At 50.7% G+C, this 16,203-nt stretch carries 11 protein-coding genes; 8 read left to right on the forward strand and 3 right to left on the reverse strand.

Annotation, left to right across the window (positions count from 1 at the left end; genetic code table 11):
* Nucleotides 1-162 precede the first annotated feature (162 nt).
* Both A10D4_RS06540 and A10D4_RS14070 read left to right on the forward strand, forming a co-directional pair.
* A complete protein-coding gene (locus tag A10D4_RS06540; protein WP_192811517.1) occupies nt 163-4,626 on the forward strand; it encodes an EAL domain-containing protein in 4,464 nt (1,487 codons plus the stop codon).
* Nucleotides 4,627-4,841: 215 nt separating this feature from the next.
* The gene (locus A10D4_RS14070) at nt 4,842-5,006 is read left to right on the forward strand and encodes a hypothetical protein (RefSeq protein WP_156812096.1); all 165 of its coding nucleotides are present in this window, start codon (nt 4,842-4,844) and stop codon (nt 5,004-5,006) included.
* 99 nt (nt 5,007-5,105) lie between these two features.
* Here A10D4_RS14070 and A10D4_RS14075 read toward each other — a convergent pair whose 3' ends face one another.
* The 3 genes from A10D4_RS14075 to fadI form a co-directional block, all read right to left on the reverse strand.
* Entirely contained in the window at nt 5,106-5,303 is a 198-nt protein-coding gene (locus A10D4_RS14075) for a hypothetical protein (RefSeq protein ID WP_008488500.1), read from the reverse strand.
* Nucleotides 5,304-5,478: 175 nt separating this feature from the next.
* Entirely contained in the window at nt 5,479-7,602 is a 2,124-nt protein-coding gene (gene fadJ, locus A10D4_RS06545; protein WP_040502695.1) for a fatty acid oxidation complex subunit alpha FadJ, read from the reverse strand.
* Nucleotides 7,602-8,912 (reverse strand): acetyl-CoA C-acyltransferase FadI, encoded by a 1,311-nt coding sequence (gene fadI / locus A10D4_RS06550; protein ID WP_008488503.1) that lies wholly within the window; start codon nt 8,910-8,912, stop codon nt 7,602-7,604. The genes fadJ and fadI overlap by 1 nt, the downstream gene beginning before the upstream one ends.
* Nucleotides 8,913-9,113: 201 nt before the next feature.
* Between fadI and A10D4_RS06555 the strand changes: the two genes are divergently transcribed.
* Genes A10D4_RS06555 through A10D4_RS06580 form a run of 6 tightly spaced genes read left to right on the forward strand, consistent with a single transcriptional unit; the run spans nt 9,114 to nt 16,103 of the window.
* Nucleotides 9,114-10,070, forward strand: a complete 957-nt coding sequence (locus tag A10D4_RS06555; RefSeq protein ID WP_008488504.1) for an AAA family ATPase — start codon at nt 9,114-9,116, stop codon at nt 10,068-10,070.
* The gene (locus A10D4_RS06560; RefSeq protein WP_008488505.1) at nt 10,070-11,026 is read left to right on the forward strand and encodes a DUF58 domain-containing protein; all 957 of its coding nucleotides are present in this window, start codon (nt 10,070-10,072) and stop codon (nt 11,024-11,026) included. The genes A10D4_RS06555 and A10D4_RS06560 overlap by 1 nt, the downstream gene beginning before the upstream one ends.
* Nucleotides 11,023-11,505, forward strand: a complete 483-nt coding sequence (locus A10D4_RS13625; protein WP_008488506.1) for a DUF4381 domain-containing protein — start codon at nt 11,023-11,025, stop codon at nt 11,503-11,505. Before A10D4_RS06560 ends, A10D4_RS13625 begins: the two co-directional genes overlap by 4 nt.
* A complete protein-coding gene (locus tag A10D4_RS06570) occupies nt 11,502-12,536 on the forward strand; it encodes a vWA domain-containing protein (protein ID WP_008488507.1) in 1,035 nt (344 codons plus the stop codon). The genes A10D4_RS13625 and A10D4_RS06570 overlap by 4 nt, the downstream gene beginning before the upstream one ends.
* A complete protein-coding gene (locus A10D4_RS06575; protein ID WP_008488508.1) occupies nt 12,529-14,361 on the forward strand; it encodes a VWA domain-containing protein in 1,833 nt (610 codons plus the stop codon). Before A10D4_RS06570 ends, A10D4_RS06575 begins: the two co-directional genes overlap by 8 nt.
* Nucleotides 14,355-16,103, forward strand: a complete 1,749-nt coding sequence (locus A10D4_RS06580) for a BatD family protein (RefSeq protein ID WP_008488510.1) — start codon at nt 14,355-14,357, stop codon at nt 16,101-16,103. Before A10D4_RS06575 ends, A10D4_RS06580 begins: the two co-directional genes overlap by 7 nt.
* Nucleotides 16,104-16,203 lie beyond the last annotated feature (100 nt).

Raw genomic sequence — 16,203 nt, forward strand, 5'->3', positions numbered from 1 at the left:
AGGTAATTTCGTTACTTTAGGTTAATAATAACGATAAGAGCTATGCCACGTTATGCTGGCGATTGGCTCAGCCGAGGATCAAGTGTGTGCCTGACCCGTTTTAGCATGTTCCGACGCACCCGCGTGGGCTGGCTAGTTGTGCTTTTTTATAGCACGTTGCTAATGGTTTCATTGCCAAGTCAAGCGCGTGCCGCAGTCGCTGCCACAGCGACTAACACCACAACAAAGACTACGACCAATAGCATAAAAAGCACCGATGCCCTGCCGCCGCAACCGCGCTTTGAGCATTATTCAATTAGCGATGGCTTATCACAAAGCACCGTATTTGCCATCAACCAAGATCGCCGTGGTTTTTTATGGTTTGCGACGTTAAATGGCTTGAATCGTTTTGATGGTTACAGTTTTACTAACTATCACCACCATCGTAACGATCCGAACAGCCTACCTGACGACTTTATTCGCACGCTGTTAAATGATAGCCACGGCAACTTATGGGTGGGCACCCAAAACGGCTTGGCACGTTATCAAGAAAGTCAAAACAACTTCATTCGTTATGGGCTGGAACAAGGCTTAGCCGATAATGAAGTCTGGGATATTTTTCAGGATCGCGAGGGGCGTTTATACGTAGCGACCGCTAGCGCGCTGCATCGTTATGACAGCGAAACCGACGACTTTAGCGCGTTAACGTTAACCTACCAAGGTCAGCCATTACGTGAAATCAAACACATTTTCCAAGATAGCCGAGGCTTACTCTGGTTAGGCACTTTTGATGACGGTATTTACTTATGGCAACGAGAAAGTGGCCAAGTTTATCGCAGCCAACAAGATAACCCTTGGCAAATTAATATTGATGCCAACGCCCTATTCGATATGGCGTCGATCGATGGCGACTATTGGTTAGCCACCGATAATGGTATTTACGTACTGAATAAAAGTTACCGTGTCTTGCATCATTATCGTCAGCAAGACGGTATCGGTAGCAACCGCATTCGATCCATTCAAGCGGTCTCCGACCATTATGTCTGGGCAGCCAGCGAAAATGGCATGGCGCAAATTGACCGCAATAGCCAACACATTCGATTAATTCAAGAGCGCGCAGAACAACCTCACGGATTATCAAACAGCTTCATTTACACATTATTCAAAGACCAGGCAAATACACTGTGGCTAGGTACACTGGGCGGTGGTGTTAATCGTTACAATGCACTGGCCACGCAAGCCGAACACTACAGTAAACTCAGCGATGGCGACTACGGCTTAAGTGACGACATGGTCTGGCATTTTGAAGCGGCGGCTGATGACGGTATTTGGATAGCGACACAACATGGCGGGTTGAACCTGTTTCATACTCGCGATTATCGCTTTGAGCATCACTTGAGCGATATTAATCAGCCGGTCTGGTCAGTGGTCAGGGGCTTACAAGATCGGCTCTGGCTGATCATCGGCAACCAAGTCGCATGGTACGACCCCGAGCAACGTGAATTGCACCCATTGACCAACCAATCAACCGCACCGCTAATCGACTTAAGCTATATTAATGACGCCATGTGGTTAGTTGAGAACGGTAATACCTTGATGCGCATTCGTGCTGACGGTGACGATGGTTTTCGCATTAACCGTTATCCCGTCACTGGGGTGGCCGACGATATTACCGCGTTGGCCGCCGATGTCACTGACCAAGTCTGGATAGCCAGCCGTAATGCATTGTTACGATTCGATATTCGCCGCGGTGAAGTGATTGAACGCATTACTCAATTAGGGCAAACCCCGGTTGACGCTTTAACCGTCAGTCACATTGAGCGTTACGGCGAAAATCTGGTTATCGCAACACTCAATCAAGGCGTGTTCATCTATAATTTGCTGACCGAGGCCGTCAGCCCATTGAACAAAGCTACGGGCGCGCTGGCCGACAACGTCATCATCGCTATGCAACATAGTCATCAGTCTTTATGGATAATGACCCGCAATGGCGCCAGCGAAGTGGATACCGATGGCCATATTAAGCGCCAAATAGACTACCGTAGCAGTAGCGACAACGTTGAATTGAATAACGCTTGGGTTTCCCCGCGTGAACACATATACCTGGCCACCACCAACGGTTTCATTCGGGTTCTACCTAATGCAGTGAGTGAGCCGGCAGCCGCGCTTAACGTCGAGCTGACACAGTTTTTATTACTCAACAAAGCGGTATCGATTAGCTCGCTTGATGAGCGCAACCAGCAACAGCTGTTAAGTGCCGACAACGTCTATGTGAATTACGGCCAATCGCCGTTAAGCATTGAGTTTGCCGCGCCTAATAGTGTTAACCCGAAAGCCCTGAGCTATCGTTATCGCCTATCCGATGTCGACAACGACTGGGTCGTTACCAGCGCCAATAACCGCCGCGCAACTTATACCAACTTATCTCCGGGCAGCTATGAGTTCGCGGTGCAAGCCTCTAGCGACGAATTGAATTGGTCTAACGCTCGTCGTATTACGCTGCATATTGGCTACCCTGTTTGGCTGCAACTGCCTGCTATTGCCGGTTATGCCGGCCTGTTTTTGGTGGCATTACTCATCTTGACGCACATTTTTAACGCCAGACGACAAAATGCCCGGCAATTATTGCACAGTGAAGAACGCCTAAAATTAAGCCTTTGGGGCAGCGGTGATCAACTCTGGGATTGGGATATTCCCAACCATGTGTTATTTCGGCAAAACACTTGGCGCCACTTCACCGAGTTTCCAATCGATGGCGAACGAGTAGGCACCGAACAGCAACCATCGAATATTCATCCGCAAGACAAAGCTCGCATTCAAGAAGCGTTGCGAGACCACCTACAAGGTTTGTCAGAACACTACGAAGTGACTTATCGCGTGCGTCACGGCGAACAATGGTTATGGTTGCTGGATCGCGGCAAGGTTGTCGCTCGAGATGAGAGTGGTCAGGCGACTCGGATGACCGGCACCTTAAAAGACATTACCGATATTGTCGCCGCGCAAGAACGTATTCGTATGTTAGCAACCTCGCTGACGAATATCTCCGATGGTATTTGTATCTACGACCAGCGTTTTATTATTTGTGAAGTCAATAACGCCTTCGAACGCATTACCGGCTTTACCCGCGAGCAAGTCATCAATCAGTCGTTCAAGTTACCGCTTTATAAGCCGGCTTATATCGAACAAATTAAACAACGTTTAGCGAGCGAGGGTAGCTGGCATGGTGAGGTTATGGACAAGCGAGCCGATGGTAGCACTTACCAAATGGAGCTTACCATAGACTGTGTACGCGATGACGCCGGCGATATTAGCCTTTACGTCGCTAGCTTCTCGGATATCAGTGAACGCAAAGCCGCCGAAGTGGAGCTACGCCGCTTGGCTAATACCGATACGTTAACCGGTCTACCCAACCGCTCTTACTTTCAGGTCAGTCATTCCAATCTGGTGCGTAAGCGTTTGAAGCATGCGTTGTTAGTATTTGATTTGGATAACTTTAAGAAGATTAATGATTCGCTGGGTCACGAAGTCGGCGACCACCTGCTCTGCCAAGTGGCGGAGCGACTTAGCGATATTGGCCGGGCACAGGATACGCTATATCGCTTGGGCGGCGACGAATTTGGCTTGTTGTTAGAGGATTGCACCGATTTAACGGTGATCACATCGACCGCCAAAACCATTAACCAACGTCTAGCCAAGCCATTCCATATTGCCGAGGCCGAAGTGGTGGTGACTAGCTCGATCGGCATCGTGGTTTATCCGAACGACGGCAACTCCTCTCAGGAGCTTCTGCAAAATGCCGATAACGCGATGTACCACGCCAAGCGTGAAGGCGGCGACCGCTATCAGTTCTTTAGTGAATCAATGAACCAAAATGCGGTACGCCGTTTACAGCTTGAGGGACAGCTGCGACGGGCGCTAAAACAAAATCATTTAACCGTTTATTATCAACCGAAAGTCGACATTGCTAGTGGTAATATTTGCGGCTTAGAGGCGCTAGCGCGTATTGAGCTACCCGATGGTCAGGTCATCAGTCCGGCTGATTTTATTCCGTTAGCGGAAGAAACCGGGCTGATTGTCGAACTCGGCGAAAAGGTCATGCGTCAGGCTTGTCGTGATATGAAGGCCTTCTTGGCCAGCGGTTTACAGCATTCCCGCGTGGCGGTCAACCTCTCTGCGCGGCAGTTCGCTCTCACCGATTTAAGTCAGCGGCTGCTGAATATTCTGCAACAAGAGCAATTAGCGCCGCAAATGTTAGAACTGGAAATTACCGAGGGCATCGTGATGCCCGATCCCGAGCACGCGATTACCTTAATGACCGCGTTGTCTGAACAAGGTATTCATTTAGCCCTCGATGACTTTGGTACCGGATACTCATCACTGGCCTACTTGAAACGCTTTCCGATTCACAGCCTGAAAATTGATAAAGCTTTTGTGGACGATATTAGTCACAACGATATTGACCGCAACATGGTGGCATCAGTTGTCGCTATGGCACATCATCTGCAACTGACCGTTGTCGCCGAGGGCGTGGAGAGCGCTGATCAGCTAGCCGTATTGCGCACCCTTGGCTGTGACCAAGCACAAGGTTATTACTTTGCTAAACCGCTTAATGCCAGCGAATTCAGACAGCAATGGTTACCGCGTTAACATCGGCAAACGCTTGCCGCCATTTTTTTGGCGGCGAGTGGATGCCGCATAAAAACCGCACAGAAAATCTAACCAATTGATTTTAAAGAATTATTTAAATTAACTTGTCTTGAAAAAGTTGGCACGGATATCGCATTAACCTTTATGAAGATAATCGTGTTACCGGGTAGCCCCAATCTGCACGGTAACGACTTTACGACATAAAGGAGAGTAGAATGATTTCTTCATTAGTACTTGCGGCCTTGTTACAAGCCAACACAGTTGCCACTGCACCTGTAGCGACAAGCATTGATAAGCCAGCCGTGACGATTTCTGAAACTAAGCAATCGGCACAACCTGAGCAATTGTCTGCGCGTAAGCCTGGCAAGATCCGCATTTAAAAGATAACTCAATTATCTGCATTCCCAATAAGGCAAACGCCGGGTCATTCGACTCGGCGTTTTTTCTAGCTATTCACGCGAATAAAATCGATCAGCGGCTTAGGGGAAAAATAATGCGGCTTGAGCTTGTCGGCATTTTAACCAACTGAGACGTTTATGTGTTTGTAATAGCGGTAAACCAAAAGGCCCCATCAATAAACCGAGTAATGCCCAACGCTTTGCCCCCATACCGTTCATAGACGCTTGCACGTAGCAAAAACAAGCAGAAGATAATGACAGTGTTAGTGCTAAAACCACAACTCGACTCCGTTTACGACTGTTTAAATAGTATACAATCGAATTCGAAAAATCTCACTGGGTTAGATGCTATATCGACTGTTAGGGGAATGTTAGGCAGGACAACCGCAGCTTGTGCGGAAACTTGTGCGGCAAAAAGACCAGCTTCAAGTCGAAGCTGGTCTGTTGCTGATCATCAATAAAAACGCTCACCGGCTGCGGCCATTTGCTGCAGTTTTTCGGCTGGCTTAAATTGTTCACCATGCTCGCTTTGCCATTGTTGTAACTGCGTTAATACCGTATCAATGCCTAGGCTATCCATGTAACGGAAGGGACCACCACGGAACGGCGGAAAGCCGATACCGAAAATGGCACCAATATCACCGTCACGCGCACTACGAATAATACCTTCATCAAGGCAATAAACGGCCTCGTTCAGCATCGGTAATACACAACGCATGGCAATTTGCTGCTCTGATAGTTGACCCGACGGCTCGACCGCCAAGGTTTTATACACACTATCATCGACTTTCTTACCCGACTGCTTGCCACCATAAGCATAAAAACCTTTGCCGTTCTTCTTGCCTTTGCGGTCATCGTCTAACAGCCGTTGAAACGCCTGTGGCGCTTGAAAGCGTTCGCCCAGCTCGGCGGCTAATATCGGTGAAACTTTGGCAGCCACATCAATACCGACTTCATCCATGAGTTTCATCGGCCCGACCGGAAAGCCAAACTTAACTAACGCCTTATCCACCTTCTCGATCGGCTCTCCGGCTAACACCAGTCGCGCCGCTTCATTCATATATGGCGCTAAGATACGGTTCACATAAAAACCAGCGCCATCTTTAACCACAATCGGTGTTTTACCCTGTCGGCGAGCAAAAGCTACCGTGGTGGCAATGGTTTTATCCGACGTACCAGCATGAGTTATGATTTCTGCCAACGGCATTTTTTCTACCGGAGAAAAATAATGTAAGCCGATGACTTGCTCGGGACGCTGCGCATTAGCCGCGATCTTGGTGATCGGTAGCGACGAGGTATTGCTCGCAAAGATGGTGTGCTGTGCCGCATGCTGCTCAATATCAGCCACCATTTTTTGCTTTAACTCAATATCTTCAAACACCGCCTCAATGACGATATCGGCGCGCTCAAAGCCACGGTAATCCAAACTGCCACTCAGGCGTAGCATGGTGGTTTCCAGCTCGTTACGAGTGATATGTTTGCGCTTCACTTTTTTCAATAAACGCTCATAGCTGTAATGCAATGCGCTAGCGATACCCTTTTCGGCAATGTCTTTAATGCGTGTCGGCGCTTTTGCATTCACAGCCGAGACATAAGCGATACCGCCGCCCATCAGACCACCGCCTAACACGCCAACGCGCTCGACTTTTTCCGGTTTCACGCCATCGGCGCCGGTCTCTTTTTTCATCGCCGTAGTAGCAAAAAAGATATGCCGTAATTGGCGCGATTGCTCAGTCATCGCTAAGCGGCCAAAATGCTCAGCCTCACGCGATAAGCCCTCTTTAAAACCTTGCTCTTGGCCGACTTTAATACTGTCGATGATGGCATCAATCGCGGGATAGTTGCCATGTGCTTTGGCCTGCGCTTGCTCTCCGGCCTTTTTAAAAATGAAATTGCGTCCAATTGACGTGCCTTCCAACAACTTGTTGATGCCACTATGCTTGACCTTGGCACGCCGCGGTTTACTGCTTAGCGCAAGCTGTTTAGCTGCCTCCAGCAGAATACTGCGAGGTACAACATCGTCAACCAAACCGGCCTTACGCGCTTGCTTAGGACGTAGTTGTTTACCCGTCAAGATCATCGTTAAGCCTTGCTGAATACCGACAATACGCGGTAATCGCTGGGTACCACCGGAGCCGGGTAACAAGCCTAGCTTGACTTCCGGTAAGCCTAATTGGGTACGCTCGTCATCGCTACAAACGCGGTAATGACAAGCCATGGCTAACTCTAAACCGCCACCTAAACAAGCACCGTGAATCGCCGCAACCACCGGCACCGGTAGCTGCTCGATGCGATCGAACATGGCCTGCCCTTGCCGTGCTAAGCTTTCGGTGTCACCAGCAGTTTCACACGCGTCGATCATGCCAATGTCGGCACCGGCAATAAACGAACTCGCTTTGCCGCTGCTAATAACAACGCCGTTAATGTCGCTGTTACCCTCAAGCTGCTGCAAGATTTCGCCAACTTCCTCAGCGAAACTGCTTTTTAAGGTATTCATTGACTCGCCGGGCACGTCAATGGTGATCAGTGCTAAACCTTGCTCATCAATACTCAACTGAAACGCTTTTTCCATGCTCATTATTCAGTCTCCAAAATCATTGCTGTACCTAGCCCACCGGCTGCACAGGCGGTAGTTAAACCGACCCCACCACCGCGACGGCGCAATTCATGCAAGGTCTGCGTGATCATGCGAGCGCCAGTTGCCGCAAACGGATGTCCATAAGCCAGCGAACCACCCAACACATTAAATTTATCAGGGTCGATTTCACCAATGGCTTCACTACGTCCCAGTTTTTCTTGGGCGAAGGTTTTACTGGCAAACATTTTTAAGTTCGCCAGCGTTTGCGCAGCAAAGGCCTCGTGCATATCGATCAGATCTAAATCGTTGAGCGTCATGCCAGCCCGATCCAATGCCATTGGCGTCGCATAAGATGGCCCCATGAGCATATCCTGCCACACATCAATCGCCGCAAAGGCGTAGCTGCGAATATATCCCAATGGCTGATAACCGAGGGCTTTAGCACGGCTTTCGGTCATGAGCACTAAAGCCGCGGCACCGTCGGTCAGTGGCGTACTATTGGCGGCGGTAACCGAGCCATGTTTGCGGTCAAAAACCGGCTTTAACTTGGCTAATTTTTCGAGGCTACCGTCTTCGCGAATATTGTTATCTTGCTTGATAAAGCTACTGTACGGTTCCGGATAAGCGGTCATCACCTGTTGATCGAGATAACCATTCTGCCACGCCTGATGTGCGTATTGATGCGAACGCAGCGTCAATTTATCTTGATCGGCGCGGCTAATATGATGACTTTTTGCCATTTGTTCGGCGGTATCACCCATGCTTAAACCGGTGCTGTATTCAGCAATAGCGGGTGGCACCGGTAATAAATCTTTGAAGCGCAGGGCCTTTAAAATGCCCAGTTTTTGGCCGAAACTACGCGCTTTGTTTAAATCTACCAAAGCCCGCGCTAAGCGTTTACTAACGCCTATCGGTAACACCGATGACGAATCTGCCCCGCCGGCGATACCCACCTCAATGTTGCCCGCCAATATCGATTCAGCGACACTCACGGTCGACTGAAAACTGGTCGCACAGGCTCGTGACACACTGTAAGCATCGGTGCTCACCGGTAAGTTGGTCGCTAATACGATTTCTCGTGCAATATTAGGGGCTTCAGGCATTTGCACCACCTGCCCAAACACCAGTTGCTGTACTTCCTGAGGGTCTAAATTAAAACGATTAAGCAGTTCCTGCACCACCATACGACCTAAATCGACGGCTGGAACACCATGGAACGCCGACGCTTGTTTAGCGAACGGCGTACGTAACCCGGCGACGATGGCAATGCGGTCACCTGCGGCTGTTTGCAAACGCTGAGTTGCCGACATAGAGAACTCCCTTTAAACTGAAATCGGCCCAACTACTGGTCAGACCACATACACAGTTACAAATTTTAACGCCTTACGGTGAAGATTCATACCGTTGTTTTCGGTAAAGTGTCAAAACAGATTATCGAGCAATGGGCTTCGATAGTAATCTAGCTACCAAGCGTAGCTGTTTTTTCTGCAAAAAACAGTGTTGGGAGTCGCATGGCCTTAGAACAAATTAAAGCCCTTCATGACTATTTAAACAGTCAGGTATTAGGGCAACCCGAATTTACCGAGAATCTACTCATCGCTTTATTGGCCGATGGTCACTTATTAGTCGAAGGCCCACCCGGTTTAGCCAAGACGCGTGCGGTTAATGCCTTAGCACAAGGCGTTGAAAGTAATTTTCATCGAGTACAGTTTACACCCGACTTATTACCTGCCGATTTAACCGGTACCGATATTTATCGTCCTGAAACCGGTCAGTTCGTGTTTCAACAAGGACCGTTATTTCATAATCTAATTTTGGCCGATGAGATCAACCGCGCGCCGGCTAAAGTGCAATCGGCGTTATTAGAAGCGATGGCTGAGCGGCAAGTAACGGTTGGTCAGCGCACCTATCCGTTACCCGACTTGTTCATGGTGTTGGCGACGCAAAACCCGCTGGAGCAAGAAGGCACTTACCCACTGCCTGAGGCGCAGTTAGATCGTTTTCTGATGCACTTGAATCTGGACTATCCAGATGCCGAGACCGAACGCAAAATTTTACAGTTAACCCGTGGCGAAACTCTGCACGGCCAAGCCAGTATGCCGCAGCCCTTGAGCCAAGCGGCGCTATTCGCTGCGCGACAAGAAGTGATGCAACTGTATGTTGACGATGCGGTAGAAAATTACTTAGTCGAGCTGGTCATCGCCACCCGTCAGCCGCAAGCCTACGATAGCCAATTAGCTAACTGGATAGGTTACGGTGCTAGCCCGCGTGCCACCATCGCTTTAGAGCGCTGTGCGCGGGCCAAAGCGTGGTTAGGCGGACGTGACTTTGTCACCCCGGACGATGTCATCGCGGTGTACTTTAACGTATTGCGCCACCGTATTTTACTCAGCTATCAAGCCGAGGCCGACGCGATCAGCAGCGATCAAGTATTAACTCACATCCTTAATCAGGTGCCCGCGCCGTAATGACAAGTACTGCCGACTGGTTGCGAACACTACACAGTGACGGGGTGCAACCAGCCATGACCGAACTGCTGTATTACCGCAGTAAAGTCCCCGCATTTGCGCGCCACGCGCGACTTACACCACGCCAAGGCATGGCCGGCGGCTTGGTTAGCCGCAGTAAAGGCCGCGGTATGGAGTTTGACGAAGTCCGGCATTATCAGGCTGGCGACGATGTACGCGCTATCGACTGGCGCGTGACTGCGCGAACCGGGCAAACCCACACGAAGTTGTATCGCGAAGAAAAAGAGCGGCCGGTATTTATTGTGACTGACTTGTCGGCATCGCTATTGTTCGGCTCACAGTTGTTGTTAAAGTCGGTGCAAGCTTGTCATTTAGCCGCCGCACTGGCTTGGCAAGCAGAGCAACGCGGTGACCGAGTTGGTGGCTTGGTCTTTAACGGTCAGGGTCACCAACAACTAAAACCGACCGCCCGCCAGCGCGGCGTACTGCATTACCTTCATAGCCTGCTGGCCATACACCAGCAAAGCCTGCAACAATGGCAGCAACAAGCTGACGAGCAGACGCCAAGTTATCGGCTTGAGGACGCCCTACAGCAGCTTCGGCAGCTGGCGAAGCCCGGTAGTATTATTCACATTATCAGCGATAGTTTTCAGTGTCAGCACGGCTTACAAAGCTTGGCTGGGCTACGTAAACACTGCGATATTCGGTTATATTTATTGACCGATCCGCTCGAGTTACAATTACCCAGTAGTTTACAACCACAACCACTGGATATTAGCGATGGCCGTCGCCAGCAAACGCTGTGGTTAGATCAAGCCACTCGACAACGCTATTCGGAACAAGCCGGAGAACGCTTACAACGCGCACAAACGGCTTGCCGACATGCTGGCATTCGTGCCATCACAGTATCGGCGGCTAGCGCCCTTGAGCAGCAATGGCCGGAGTTAATGCGATGATGCAAACTGCTGACTTAAGCCAACTTCAAGATATCGTCGAAACCAGCGAGCCGAGCTGGTGGCCCCCCGCACCTGGCTGGTGGGTGCTGGCCGCCTTAGTGCTGGTCATTATCACGGCCTCAGTCATACTACTACGCCGATACATCCGTCGCCGTCGAGTCAAGCGCTTGGCCTTGAGACAGTTACGTCAACTCGATAACGATTGTCGTGCCAGTGACATTACGTTGTTGTTAAAACAGGCCGCATTGGCTTACTTTCCACGACAACAAATCGCCGCTTTGCAAGGACGTCGCTGGATCGAGTTTCTAGTTGGCGGGCTACCGTCGTCACAACAACGCACTGCGTTAATCGCAGACATTGAAGGCCAACTGTATAGCGCGCAGGGCGACACCAGCGCCTACCGCGGCTTAGCTCACGACTGGTTGACTAAAGCATTACCGCCGAAAACGTCAAAACCGACGCCAACGGAGGTCTCATGATCAGTTTACAATGGCCCTGGTTGTTACTGTTACTGCCGTTGCCATGGTTGTTGCGTTGGCTGTTACCGCCGCGCCAAGTGCGTCGTGACGCACTGCGCATGCCAACGCTATTAGCCGACGCGCAAACCAGTGAACAACCGTTACAACGGCGCTGGCCGTTGTGGTTAGCCACGCTAATTTGGTTATTACTGGTGCTGGCTGCGGCACGTCCTGAGCGTTTGGGTGAGCCGCTTCCGGTGCGTAGCGATGCACGTGAAATGATGCTCGCGGTAGATTTGTCGGGCAGTATGGAAATCGCCGACATGACATGGCAAGGCAATCGCGTCGATCGCTTAACCATGGTGAAGCACGTGTTAGGCGATTTCATCTTACGTCGAGAAGGTGACCGTTTGGGGTTGATCTTGTTTGGCGATACCGCCTTTTTGCAAACGCCAATGACCTACGATCGTGAAACCGTGCAACAAATGCTTGATGACAGCGTCATTGGCTTAGTCGGACAGCGCACCGCCATCGGCGACGCCGTGGCGCTAGCAATCAAACGTTTTCGTGATAAAGGCGACACTAACCGGGTGGTTATTCTACTCACCGATGGTCAGAATACGGCTGGTAACATCATGCCGCAACAAGCACTGGAATTAGCGCAAGCTTTTGATGTCAAAATTTATGCTATTGGTGTAGGCGCTGATGAAATGGTGGTCGAAAACTTCTTTGGCCGACGACGGGTTAACCCTAGCAGCGACTTAGATGAGAAATTGCTGTCCACATTGGCCGAAAGCACCGGTGGGCAGTTTTTTCGCGCCCGCAACACCGCCGAACTGGAGCAGATTTATCAGCGCTTGGACGAATTAGAGCCGGTCGCGGGCGACAAACAACCGCTACGCCCGCGTACCGCGCTGTTTTACTGGCCACTGGCTGCCGCATTAGTACTCTCGGTGCTGTATGCGCTGCTTATCTGCGGCATCAGTATCGGTCATCACTACCGCCAGAAAAAGGGTCAGCAACGAGCTAACGAGGATAAACAACATGGCTGATTTTCATTGGTTAAGGCCCTGCTGGTTAATCGCTCTATTACCGTTACTGCTACTGTACATCGTACTGTGGATACAGCAGCGTCGCACGCAGGGCTGGCAGCAGTGGCTGGCCCACCATCTAACACCATTGCTGATCGAGAAGCGTGGCGGCGCCATCCGTCATGGCTTACTACATTGTTTGGCCGTGGCTTGGGTAATCGCTACCGCCGCCATGGCAGGACCCACCTGGCAGCGCCTGCCACAGCCGGTATATCAGTTACAAAGCGGACAAGTTATTGTCATGGACATGAGTTTATCGATGCGTAGCGACGATATTGAGCCGGATCGCGTGGCGCGTGCGCGGTTCAAGGCCATGGATTTACTTAGAGCCGGCTTAGATGGCGATACTGGCTTGGTCGCTTATGCTGGCGACGCTTTTGTTATCAGCCCGTTAACTAGCGATAAGCAGAATCTACTGACGCTGATCCCTTCGTTATCGCCAGAAATCATGCCAGAACCCGGTAGTCATCCACTACGAGGACTTACACAAGCGCAGCAACTACTCGCTAACGCGGGTTACGAGCAGGGTGATATTTATTGGATAACCGACGGTATTCAGACGCGCGACCAACAAGCCATCGTACAATTTATTCGGCAGCATGATATTCGACTATCAATATTGGGCGTTGCCACCGAAGCCGGTGCGCCTATTCGCTTGCAAGATAAGCGTCTATTGAAAGACCGCACTGGCGCCGTGGTGGTACCCACCATCAATCATCAGCGCTTACGCGGTTTAGCCGAACTCAGTGGCGGCCGCTACGCGGCAGTCAGCGCCGACGATAGCGACATTAGCTACTTAACCTCACAAGCACCATTAAGCTTAGATAGCAACGATAACGAACAGTCACGAGAAGGCGACCAGTGGCAAGATAATGGCGCGTGGTTAACCCTATTGTTACTGCCTCTAGCGCTGCTGCCTTGGCGCCGTGGCGGGGCTCTAGGTGCGCTGACCTTGCCGCTACTTTGTTTTAGCTTATTAAGCGGTGCGTTATTGCCCAGTTCGGCAGCCTATGCCCAAGAAAACTGGTGGCAACGACAAGACCAGCGAGCGCAGCAGGCTTATCAAGAAAAGTCCTATGACAAAGCGCAGCAGCTGGCGGAAGACCCCTTACTACGTGGTAATGCCGCCTATCGGCAGCAACAATATGAACAAGCATTAACCGACTACGCCCAAGTCGATAGCGCCCAAGGTTGGTACAATCAAGGCAATACCTTGATGCAGTTAGAACAGTACACACAAGCGGTTAATGCCTATAAAGAAGCACTACAAAAACAACCTGATTTCGCTCAGGCAAAACAGAACTTAGCGCTCGCCGAACAGCTAAAACAGCAGCAGCAACAAGAACAACAGCAGCAAGGAGAGCAGCAACAGCAGGGGCAAGGTCAAGCCGGGCAGCAAGGCCAACAAGGCGAGTCCGGTGAGCAGCAAGACGGCGAGCAGCAAGATAACCAACAGTCTGAGCAATCCCAATCCTCGCCAGCCGATCAGCAACAACCGGGCGATCAGCAACCACAAGCGCAGCAGCCGCAGTCGCAGTCGCCAGAACAACAGCAACAGCAGCAAGCTCAACAAATCGCCGAGAATGACGAGGGTGAGGATGAGCAGCAACCTTGGCAACAACATATGCAAGACTTGGACGACGAGCGCGCTAGGCAACTGGAACAGTGGCTTAATCGAGTGCCCGACGATCCCAGTATTCTGTTACGTAATAAAATGCAATTGGAGTACCGGCAACGTCGCTTAGAGCGTCGTCAGCCACCGCAAGGAGTCGATGAAGAATGGTAAGGTTATTGATTATATTGGTCTGTTTAATCAGTAGTTGGGCGGCGCAGGCAGAGATTACCGAGGTTACCGCGAGCATCGATAAAAATCCGGTGGTGGTGAACGAGAGTTTTGTCTTACGCGTGGAAGTTAACGACGACGTTAATGCGGACCAATATCAACCCAGTCAATTATTCGACAACTTTGTCGTCGGACGCACCACCACCAGTCGCGAAACAGCGGTCATTAATGGTTATTTGACCAAAAAAACCCGCTTTACCACGGTGTTAATTTCACAGCAGCCGGGTAACTTTATTATTCCACCAATCCGCATTGGCAATGCGCAAAGTGAAGCCATTGACCTGAAGGTGTTAAAAGCCGGCAGCCAGCCGGCAGGGCGCAGTGACCGCATCGCCTTTATGACCGCACAATTGAGCCATGATAGCGTCTATGTGCAACAGCAAGTGAGTTATATCACTAAGCTCTATTTAGCCGCCGACTTAAATAAAGGCGCGTTAAGTAAGCCGCAATTAGACGACGCTGATATCTATCAAATTGGACAAGACCAAGAATCCAGCGAGATGATCGACGGCCGCCGCTACCGCGTGTACGAACGTCGTTATCAAATTACCCCTAATCGCTCGGGCGAATTTGACATCACTGGCGCGCGTTTTGACGGAGAGGTTTACACCGACCGCAGCCAAGCAATGTTCTCGTCGTTTTCCGGAACCCAGCCAGTTAGCGCTATTGCGCCCTTGCAAAAGCTAACGGTGAAGCCGATGCCCAGCAATTGGCAAGGGGCATGGTTACCCAGCGATTTGGTCACATTAAGCCGCGAGTTCAATCCGGATAGCGATAGCATTAAAGTTGGCGAACCGGTCACCGTCACCATGATGTTAACGGCGGTTGGGGTAAAACCCGAGCAGTTACCCGAGTTGAAGTTGCCTCTGCCCGACCAACTAAAAGTCTATCCCGATAACGAGAACACCGATCAGTTCACTCGTAATGGCACCCATATTGCGCAAAAAACCGTCAGCTTTGCTGTCATCGCTAACGCGGCGGGCGAATTTACCATTCCCGCGATGCGTATTCCTTGGTTGAATACCCGCACCGGTAAAACCAACTACGCTCAGGTGCCAGCAAAAACGTTACAAGTGACCGGCACAGCCGAACAAGTGGATACCCGCAAGCTCGAGAATAGCCAAGCAACGCCAACTCAGCCCACAGCTAGCGTTGAGAATGACAGCCAAGACAGCGACAGCAACGCTAGCGACAATGATGTCAGTAGCAATAGCTTACCAGCGTTCTGGTTATGGTTGAGTGCTGGCTTAGCCCTACTGTGGCTGCTGACAGTGTTATTATGGTGGTGGAGTCTTCGTCGTGCTCATCAGCAACGCCTGCAACACCAGCAACAACGCCAACGTCAGCAACTACAGCGAGTATTGAAGCCATGGCAAGCATTGCAGCGCGCCTGTCGCGATAATCAAGCCGAACCAGCGGCACAAGCTTTATTAGCTTGGTATCAGCAACATAGCGGTAAACCGGTACATCGCCTCAGCGTGGTCGCAGAGGATTTACAAGACGCCGAACTGAGTGCGCAATTACAACGCTTACAGCAGCACCTTTACGGCACCCGACAAGCTCAAACGGCTGATTGGCAAGCGGGTAAAGCGCTATATCAAGCATTAAAACGTGCTGTCGCTGAACAACAGCGGCAGGCCCCCGCAGACGACGCTAACGCTCTCCCTCAGCTTTATCTGCGCTGACCGCCATCACCCTGTCTCACGAATATAAAAAAGCCCGCTTGGTAGCGGGCTTTTTATTATCACGTTAACGCCTCAATAGGTATCGGCGAGGTTTGATCCG

The sequence above is a fragment of the Idiomarina xiamenensis 10-D-4 genome (genome assembly GCF_000299895.1).
In the GTDB taxonomy this organism is placed as follows: Bacteria; Pseudomonadota; Gammaproteobacteria; order Enterobacterales; family Alteromonadaceae; genus Idiomarina; species Idiomarina xiamenensis.

Coding starts and splice junctions, on each gene's coding strand:
- A10D4_RS06570 (WP_008488507.1), top strand. CDS start 11,502: ATGATCAGTTTACAATGGCCCTGGTTGTTACTGTTACTGCCGTTGCCA.
- A10D4_RS06580 (WP_008488510.1), top strand. CDS start 14,355: ATGGTAAGGTTATTGATTATATTGGTCTGTTTAATCAGTAGTTGGGCG.
- fadI (WP_008488503.1), bottom strand. CDS start 8,912: ATGTCGGCAACTCAGCGTTTGCAAACAGCCGCAGGTGACCGCATTGCC.
- A10D4_RS06560 (WP_008488505.1), top strand. CDS start 10,070: ATGACAAGTACTGCCGACTGGTTGCGAACACTACACAGTGACGGGGTG.
- A10D4_RS14070 (WP_156812096.1), top strand. CDS start 4,842: ATGATTTCTTCATTAGTACTTGCGGCCTTGTTACAAGCCAACACAGTT.
- A10D4_RS13625 (WP_008488506.1), top strand. CDS start 11,023: ATGATGCAAACTGCTGACTTAAGCCAACTTCAAGATATCGTCGAAACC.
- A10D4_RS06540 (WP_192811517.1), top strand. CDS start 163: ATGGTTTCATTGCCAAGTCAAGCGCGTGCCGCAGTCGCTGCCACAGCG.
- fadJ (WP_040502695.1), bottom strand. CDS start 7,602: ATGAGCATGGAAAAAGCGTTTCAGTTGAGTATTGATGAGCAAGGTTTA.
- A10D4_RS06555 (WP_008488504.1), top strand. CDS start 9,114: ATGGCCTTAGAACAAATTAAAGCCCTTCATGACTATTTAAACAGTCAG.
- A10D4_RS06575 (WP_008488508.1), top strand. CDS start 12,529: ATGGCTGATTTTCATTGGTTAAGGCCCTGCTGGTTAATCGCTCTATTA.